This window comes from Pseudomonas sp. PB103 (assembly GCF_009764635.1).
In the GTDB taxonomy this organism is placed as follows: Bacteria; Pseudomonadota; Gammaproteobacteria; order Pseudomonadales; family Pseudomonadaceae; genus Aquipseudomonas.
On sequence record NZ_RWIL01000113.1, the window covers coordinates 86380 to 92918 of the forward strand.

The window sequence follows — 6539 nt, forward strand, 5'->3', positions numbered from 1 at the left end:
CTCTCGGACAGCCCGGCATGCACCGGGCAGCCCGCGTACACGTCAGAAGCTTTTAAGCGTGTTCATCTCGATGAAGTTGAAGTCGATGTCTTCGCCCAGACCTGGCAGGTCGGACAAATGCACAAAACCGTCGCTGTCCATCGGGTCGACCAGACGCTTGAGGTACGCCGGCACCTCGTCGTAATCCAGGTACGGGTGCAGCAAGCCGCGCTCGTACCAGGTGCAGTTCTTGATCGCGCCGACCACCGTCAGGTTGGCTGCGCCGTTGCCATGGATTTCGCAGTCCATGCCAAACGACTCGGCCATGTGCGCGACCTTCAGGCAAGGCCCGATCCCGCCGACCCCGGCGACGCCGGCACGCAGAATGTCGCAGACGTCGTGCTTGACCCAACTGGCCCGGCTCAGGTGTTTGCCGGACAGGGTTTCCGGGCCAAGTACCGGAATGTCCAGTTGCCCCGCCAGCCAGGCATAGGATTCGGCGGACTCTTCCATCATCGGTTCTTCGAACCAGGCGAAGTCGAGTTTTTCCAGTTCGCGTCCGATGTACAGCGCTTCGGTGCGGCTGTACCAGTGATAACCGTCGAGCATCAAGGCGATGTCCGGGCCCACCGCTTCGCGCACTGCCGCACAAGCTTTGACGTCAATGCGCGGGCTCGGTGCGAACGAGACCGGCGGCATCCAGGTGTGCAACTTGATCGCCTTGTAGCCGCGCTTGACCAGCGTTTCGGCAAAGCGTCCGTAGTCTTCCGGCGTCGCCAGACCCTCAGGCAATTCATCGCCGCACATGGTTGAGCCGTACGCCGGCACCTTGTCGCGAAAACCGCCGATCAACTTGTGCACCGGCACGCCGAGCTTGCGCCCCGCCCAATCCCACAACGCCTGCTCGACCAACGCCAGCGCGCGATCAGTCAACTGGCTGGCGCTGCCACGCTGCCAGTGCGCCAAGTCATGCCAGATCTTTTCGCGATCAAAGGCGTTCTGCCCGACCAGCACCTTGCGCACAAAACCATCCAGCACATAAGGACGAATCAGCTCCGGCGCACCGAGGGCGTAACCCTCCTTGCCGTCTTCGGTCTGGATGCGCAGCAACGCCATTTGCGCCTGACTGACATCACCGGGATGAGCATGACCGGCGCTGTCGACTGCGCGGCGGGTGGGATAGGAAAAAACCTGGACGTTGACTGCTGTGATTCTCATGGACGTCTTGAGCCTTCTTATTGGATTTGTGACAGGAGTGTCGTCGGTTGCGACCGATCATAGGTCATCGTACAACGCTTGAAAAGACCCAATAACCCTTCTGCTCTTCCAAGCCTTTTCAGCTAAACGCCCATCAAAGCGCCAATTTTAAAGACGACTGCTGAATAACAGGATTTGCTTTAGACCCCTATTCACAGGGCATATATGTATCAACATGTTTCCAAACGAGCAAAATCACGTAGACGAGTCATCTTGTCGTACGATAACTTATATCTGCGCCTCAAATGAGAGCCATACGCAACATCGCGGTGCCTGTAGTACTCGTCAAACGACCCTAACAAAAACAAAAAAGAAGACCGTATGAACACCACCCTACGCACGCTCGTCACTGTCGCGGCCCTCGGCCTGCCCTTCTCTGCCCACGCTGACTCTGCCAGCCTCAACTACCGCCATCAGTACACCGAGGAGGACAGCGCCCACGCCGACCGAATCAAGCTCAACTACCGCCTGGACAGTGGACTGGGGTTTGAGGCGGAGATGAAATACCGCACGGCCGGTGACCGCAAAGATGTCGCCTACGACAACATGGTCAACAACGGCCACGAGTTCACGGTGAGCTACAACTACAAGCTCAGCGCGCAGTCGACGCTGACCCCGGCGTTTCAGATGGACAGCTCCAAGGATGCGACCGCCTACAAGTTCGGCCTCAAGTACAACTACAAAATCGACGACGCCTTTTACGTAGCGACGCGCTATCGCCTGGACCTGCGCAAACTCGATCGCGACCAGGTCAACAAAGACATGCCCGATCACTACAAGGATGACCAGACCACCCACCGCTTCGAAGGCTGGCTCGGCTACACGCCAGCCAACAAGTGGGCTTACGAATATCAGTTCATCTATTTCAAGACCGACTACATCCGCTACGACAACAAGAAGAGCGACTACGAACAGAACCTGATCGTCAAATACAAGCTCACCAAACAATGGGCGCCCTTCATGGAAATCGGCGACATCAAAGTCGAGTCCACCTCACCCGACCGCCAGGCTCGCTGGCGTCTGGGCGTGCAATACAACTTCATGTAAGCCGCGCGCAGCTTTTGCCTGGCGAGCGCGCATCGCTTGTCGGGCAGGCACCCTGCCGCCCACCCCTTCACCACCGCGTAATGGAAGACCCGACCATGACCACACAAACCACGCTGGCCAAACCCTTCAACCGTATTTTGCTGACCGGCGCTGCCGGTGGGCTCGGCCAGATTCTGCGCGAAACCCTGCAGGTTCACGCCGACATCGTCCGCTCCTCGGACATCAGTGCGATGACGCCGAGCCGCGGCGCGCATGATGAAGTGATCAACTGCAATCTGAGTGACAAGGCCGCTGTCGCCGCGCTGGCCGAGGGCGTCGATGCCATCGTGCATTTGGGCGGGATCTCGGTGGAGCGATCCTTCGAAGAAATCCTCGAGGCGAATATTCGCGGCACCTTTCATGTTTATGAGGCCGCGCGCCTGCACGGGGTCAAGCGCATCGTGTTCGCCAGCTCCAACCACGTTACCGGTTTCTACTCGCAGGACGAACAGATCGACGCCCATTCGCCGCGTCGCCCGGACGGTTATTACGGCTTGTCGAAGGCTTACGGCGAGGACATGGCAACCTTCTATTTCCACCGCTATGGCATTGAAACAGTGAGCCTGCGCATCGGTTCCTCATTCCCCGAACCGCGCAACCTGCGCATGCTGGCGACCTGGTTGAGTTATACCGATCTGCAGCACCTGATCGCCCGCGCACTGCTGGCCAGCGATGTCGGGCACAGCGTGATTTACGGGGTGTCCGCCAACCGTGATCAGTGGTGGAACAACCGGCACGCCGCGCACCTGAGCTTTGCGCCGCAGGACAGCTCCGAAGCCTTTCGCGCACAGGTCGAACAACAACCGGCGCTCGCCGCCGACCATCCCGACCGCTTGTACCAGGGCGGCGCCTTTACCGCAGCAGGTCCGTTTGAAGCGCCAGCGCAGACGCGCTCATGACGGCCGAACTGATTGTCGATGCGCGCAACGCCACCGGTGAAAGCCCGGTCTGGCAAGCCGACGAAAATGCCTTGTATTGGGTGGACATTCCGGCCGGCCGCTTGCATCGCTGGCAACTCGACGGCCAGACCGACTGCTGGCAGGCGGACGAAATGCTCGCCTGTATCGCCCGCAGCGAAGCGGGACATTGGCTGGGCGCGCAGGAAAGTGGCCTGTTCAAATTGCGCCCGCAGGCTGACGGACGTCTGGCTGCGGAAAAGCTCATCGGCGTCGAGCACGCCCGCCCGAGCATGCGTTTCAATGATGGTCGTTGCGATCGTCAGGGACGCTTCTGGGCCAGCTCGATGCCAACCGCCATGGGCGCCGAGGCGGTCGGCGCGCTGTATCGCTACGACGCGCAAAACCCCAACGATGTATCGGTGCTGGCGCCGCAATTGGAGGAACTCGTGGTGCCCAACGGCCTGGCGTTCAGCCCCGACGGCCGCACCATGTACCTGTCCGACTCGCACCCGAGCCGGCAACTGATCTGGGCCTTCGATTACGACATCGACAGCGGCACGCCGCACAACCGCCGCTTGTTCGTCGACATGAACGACCACCCCGGTCGACCGGACGGAGCGGCCGTCGATTCACACGGCTGTTACTGGATCTGCGCAATTGATGCCGGCCTGGTGCTGCGCTTTACCCCGCAGGGGAAACTGGATCGCGCGTTGCCAGTGCCGGTGAAGAAACCGACGATGTGCGCCTTTGGCGGCCCGCGGCTCGATACCCTCTTTGTCACCTCGATTCGCCCGCAAGGCATCGACCTCACCGATCAGCCACTGGCGGGCGGAGTCTTTGCCCTCAACCCAGGCGTTCAAGGCCTGCCCGAAACCAAGGCCCGCGCCTGAGGCTTCAGACGTTCAACGCCGCCGCGTCTGCAGCTTCGTAGGCACGGCGCAGACGCTCGCGGCTGTTGGACAGATGCAAGCGCATGGCTGCGCGTGCGGCGTCGGAATCACGCCGGACAATCGCAATGTAAATGTCTTCGTGCTCGCGACTGAGGCGCTCCAGATACGGCTCCTTGCGGTCATTCTCCAGGCGCTTGGAATGCAGGCGTGTGCGCGGCAGAATGTTCGCGCCCAGGTGCAGCATGATGTCGGTGAAATAGCGGTTGCCGGTGGCCAGCGCAATTTGCTGGTGGAACTGGAAATCCGCCGACACGGCGTAGTCGACGCTGACGGCGCGGGAATTGATGGCGTCCAGCGAGTCACGCATCAGTTGCAGTTGCTCATCGGTACGTCGCGCGCACGCCAGGCCAGCGGCCTCGACCTCGAGGGTGATGCGCAATTCAAGCACCGCCAGGACATCCTCAAGGGTGACGATGCTGTCCGGATCAATGCGAAAACCGCTCGGGCTGGGAATGTCCTGAACAAAGGTGCCGATACCGTGACGAGTTTCCACCAGGCCTGCTGCCTGCAGACGCGATATCGCCTCGCGCACCACTGTGCGGCTGACGCCGTGCTCGGCCATGACCTGGGATTCAGTCGGCAGCTTCGTCGCGCGCGCGAGTTCGCCGCTGCAAATGCGTCGGGACAGCTCGGTGACCAGGTCCTCCGCCAGGCTGCGATGCCGGCGACGAACATTGGGTGTGGCGTTGGGTCTGTCCATCAGCAACAAAAATCTCGAATTTTCGAATAATTACGCATCATAGCCCATTCAGTTGTACGACAACGCACCAGTTCACATGATAGGATTTCTCATGCAGCGGACGTTCGATTCGCTGCAATGGCGATAAGGACGTCCGCTCGAGAAACACGTCGAAACTTCGCGTGTAAAACACTCAAGTTAATCAAGGATCTGATTACTCATGACAAAACCATCAACCTTCACGGCCTGCAAACTGGCCAGCGCCATCGTCGGCAGCCTGCTGTTTTCCAGCCTGCCTGCACAAGCGGCCGATATCTGGCTGGATGTTGCAACGACGGGCTGGGCCACGCAAAATGGTGGCACCAAGGGCGGCTCCAAAGCCGCAGCCAACAACATCTACACCGTGAAGAACGCCGCCGAACTGAAAGCCGCACTCAGCGCGTCGGTCGGCACCAACGGTCGCATCATCAAGATTACCGGGCTCATCGACGTCAGCGAAGGCAAAGCTTATACGACGACCGCCGATATGAAAAAGCGCGGCCGTCTGGATATCCCGGGCAAGACGACCATCGTCGGTACGAGCAGCACGGCGGAGATCCGCGAGGGTTTCTTCTATGCCAAGGAAAACGATGTGATCATCCGCAACATCACCATCGAAAACCCGTGGGATCCCGAGCCGATCTGGGACGCCAATGACGGCAGCGCCGGCAACTGGAACTCCGAGTACGACGGGCTGACCATCGAAGGCGCCAACAATGTGTGGGTCGACCATGTCACCTTCACCGATGGCCGCCGCACCGATGACCAGAACGGCACCGCCAACGGTCGTCCGAAGCAACACCACGACGGCGCACTGGACGTGAAAAACGGTGCCAACTACGTGACCATTTCCTACTCGGCGTTCAAATCGCACGAGAAGAACAACCTGATCGGTTCGAGCGACAGCCGCACCACCGATGATGGCAAGCTCAAGGTCACGATCCACAACACCCTGTTCGAAAACATCTCCGCACGCGCACCACGCGTTCGCTTCGGCCAGGTGCACCTGTACAACAACTATCACGTGGGCAGCACCAGTCATAAGGTCTACCCGTTCAGCTACGCGCACGGCGTGGGCAAAAACTCGAAGATTTTTTCCGAGAAAAACGCTTTCGAAATCTCCGGCATCAGCGGCTGCGACAAAATCGCCGGCGACTACGGCGGCAGCGTTTACCGCGACCAAGGCTCGACACTCAATGGCAGCGCACTGAGCTGTTCGTGGAGTTCGAGCATCGGCTGGACACCGCCTTACAGCTACACCCCGCTGAACGCGGACAAAGTCGCTGCTGATGTTAAAGCCAAGGCTGGCGCTGGCAAGATCTGATTGATCGATGTAACCGCGTTAATGAAAAGCCCTCGGTGACGAGGGCTTTTTCATGTCTGCTTGAAGACCGTGCAGGGGGTGAAGTCCTGAAAAAAATCTGGATTATTTATTGCCCTGACGGGCCCCATCGCTGGCAAGCCAGCTCCCACAGGTTTTGTGTTGTGACACAGATCGCATCAACAACTCCGCCCCCTGTGGGAGGAGAACCCGAGGATGGGGGAATCGAGGGTCGGGTGATGCCGCAGTCCTGGGAAAAAATCTGGATTATTTATTGCCCCGACTGGTCCCATCGCTGGCAAGCCAGCTCCCACAGGTTTTCTGTTGTG

At 59.5% G+C, this 6539-nt stretch carries 6 protein-coding genes; 4 read left to right on the top strand and 2 right to left on the bottom strand.

What is annotated here, in order from left to right; all coding sequences use genetic code 11:
* Window positions 1-42 precede the first annotated feature (42 nt).
* Complete coding sequence (locus EJA70_RS20290) at window positions 43-1197, bottom strand: mandelate racemase family protein (protein WP_008079679.1); 1155 nt, start codon at window positions 1195-1197, stop codon at window positions 43-45.
* Window positions 1198-1557: 360 nt separating this feature from the next.
* Between EJA70_RS20290 and EJA70_RS20295 the strand changes: the two genes are divergently transcribed.
* The 3 genes from EJA70_RS20295 to EJA70_RS20305 all read left to right on the top strand — a co-directional run bounded on the left by EJA70_RS20295 (window position 1558) and on the right by EJA70_RS20305 (window position 4111).
* On the top strand, window positions 1558-2283 hold the full coding sequence (locus tag EJA70_RS20295) for an oligogalacturonate-specific porin KdgM family protein (protein ID WP_158833049.1): 726 nt from the start codon (window positions 1558-1560) through the stop codon (window positions 2281-2283).
* 95 nt (window positions 2284-2378) lie between these two features.
* A complete protein-coding gene (locus EJA70_RS20300) occupies window positions 2379-3221 on the top strand; it encodes an NAD(P)-dependent oxidoreductase (protein WP_158833050.1) in 843 nt (280 codons plus the stop codon).
* On the top strand, window positions 3218-4111 hold the full coding sequence (locus EJA70_RS20305; protein WP_158833051.1) for an SMP-30/gluconolactonase/LRE family protein: 894 nt from the start codon (window positions 3218-3220) through the stop codon (window positions 4109-4111). Before EJA70_RS20300 ends, EJA70_RS20305 begins: the two co-directional genes overlap by 4 nt.
* Before the next feature lie 4 nt (window positions 4112-4115).
* Here EJA70_RS20305 and EJA70_RS20310 read toward each other — a convergent pair whose 3' ends face one another.
* Complete coding sequence (locus tag EJA70_RS20310; protein ID WP_008079675.1) at window positions 4116-4871, bottom strand: FadR/GntR family transcriptional regulator; 756 nt, start codon at window positions 4869-4871, stop codon at window positions 4116-4118.
* A gap of 199 nt (window positions 4872-5070) precedes the next feature.
* Here EJA70_RS20310 and EJA70_RS20315 point away from each other — a divergent pair, with 199 nt between their 5' ends.
* The gene (locus EJA70_RS20315) at window positions 5071-6213 is read left to right on the top strand and encodes a polysaccharide lyase family 1 protein (protein ID WP_141126758.1); all 1143 of its coding nucleotides are present in this window, start codon (window positions 5071-5073) and stop codon (window positions 6211-6213) included.
* Window positions 6214-6539: the final 326 nt, after the last annotated feature.

Bases quoted from the DNA above. Each gene is read 5' to 3' on its own strand.
- EJA70_RS20305 (WP_158833051.1), top strand. From the start codon at position 3,218: ATGACGGCCGAACTGATTGTCGATGCGCGCAACGCCACCGGTGAAAGC.
- EJA70_RS20290 (WP_008079679.1), bottom strand. From the start codon at position 1,197: ATGAGAATCACAGCAGTCAACGTCCAGGTTTTTTCCTATCCCACCCGC.
- EJA70_RS20295 (WP_158833049.1), top strand. From the start codon at position 1,558: ATGAACACCACCCTACGCACGCTCGTCACTGTCGCGGCCCTCGGCCTG.
- EJA70_RS20300 (WP_158833050.1), top strand. From the start codon at position 2,379: ATGACCACACAAACCACGCTGGCCAAACCCTTCAACCGTATTTTGCTG.
- EJA70_RS20310 (WP_008079675.1), bottom strand. From the start codon at position 4,871: ATGGACAGACCCAACGCCACACCCAATGTTCGTCGCCGGCATCGCAGC.
- EJA70_RS20315 (WP_141126758.1), top strand. From the start codon at position 5,071: ATGACAAAACCATCAACCTTCACGGCCTGCAAACTGGCCAGCGCCATC.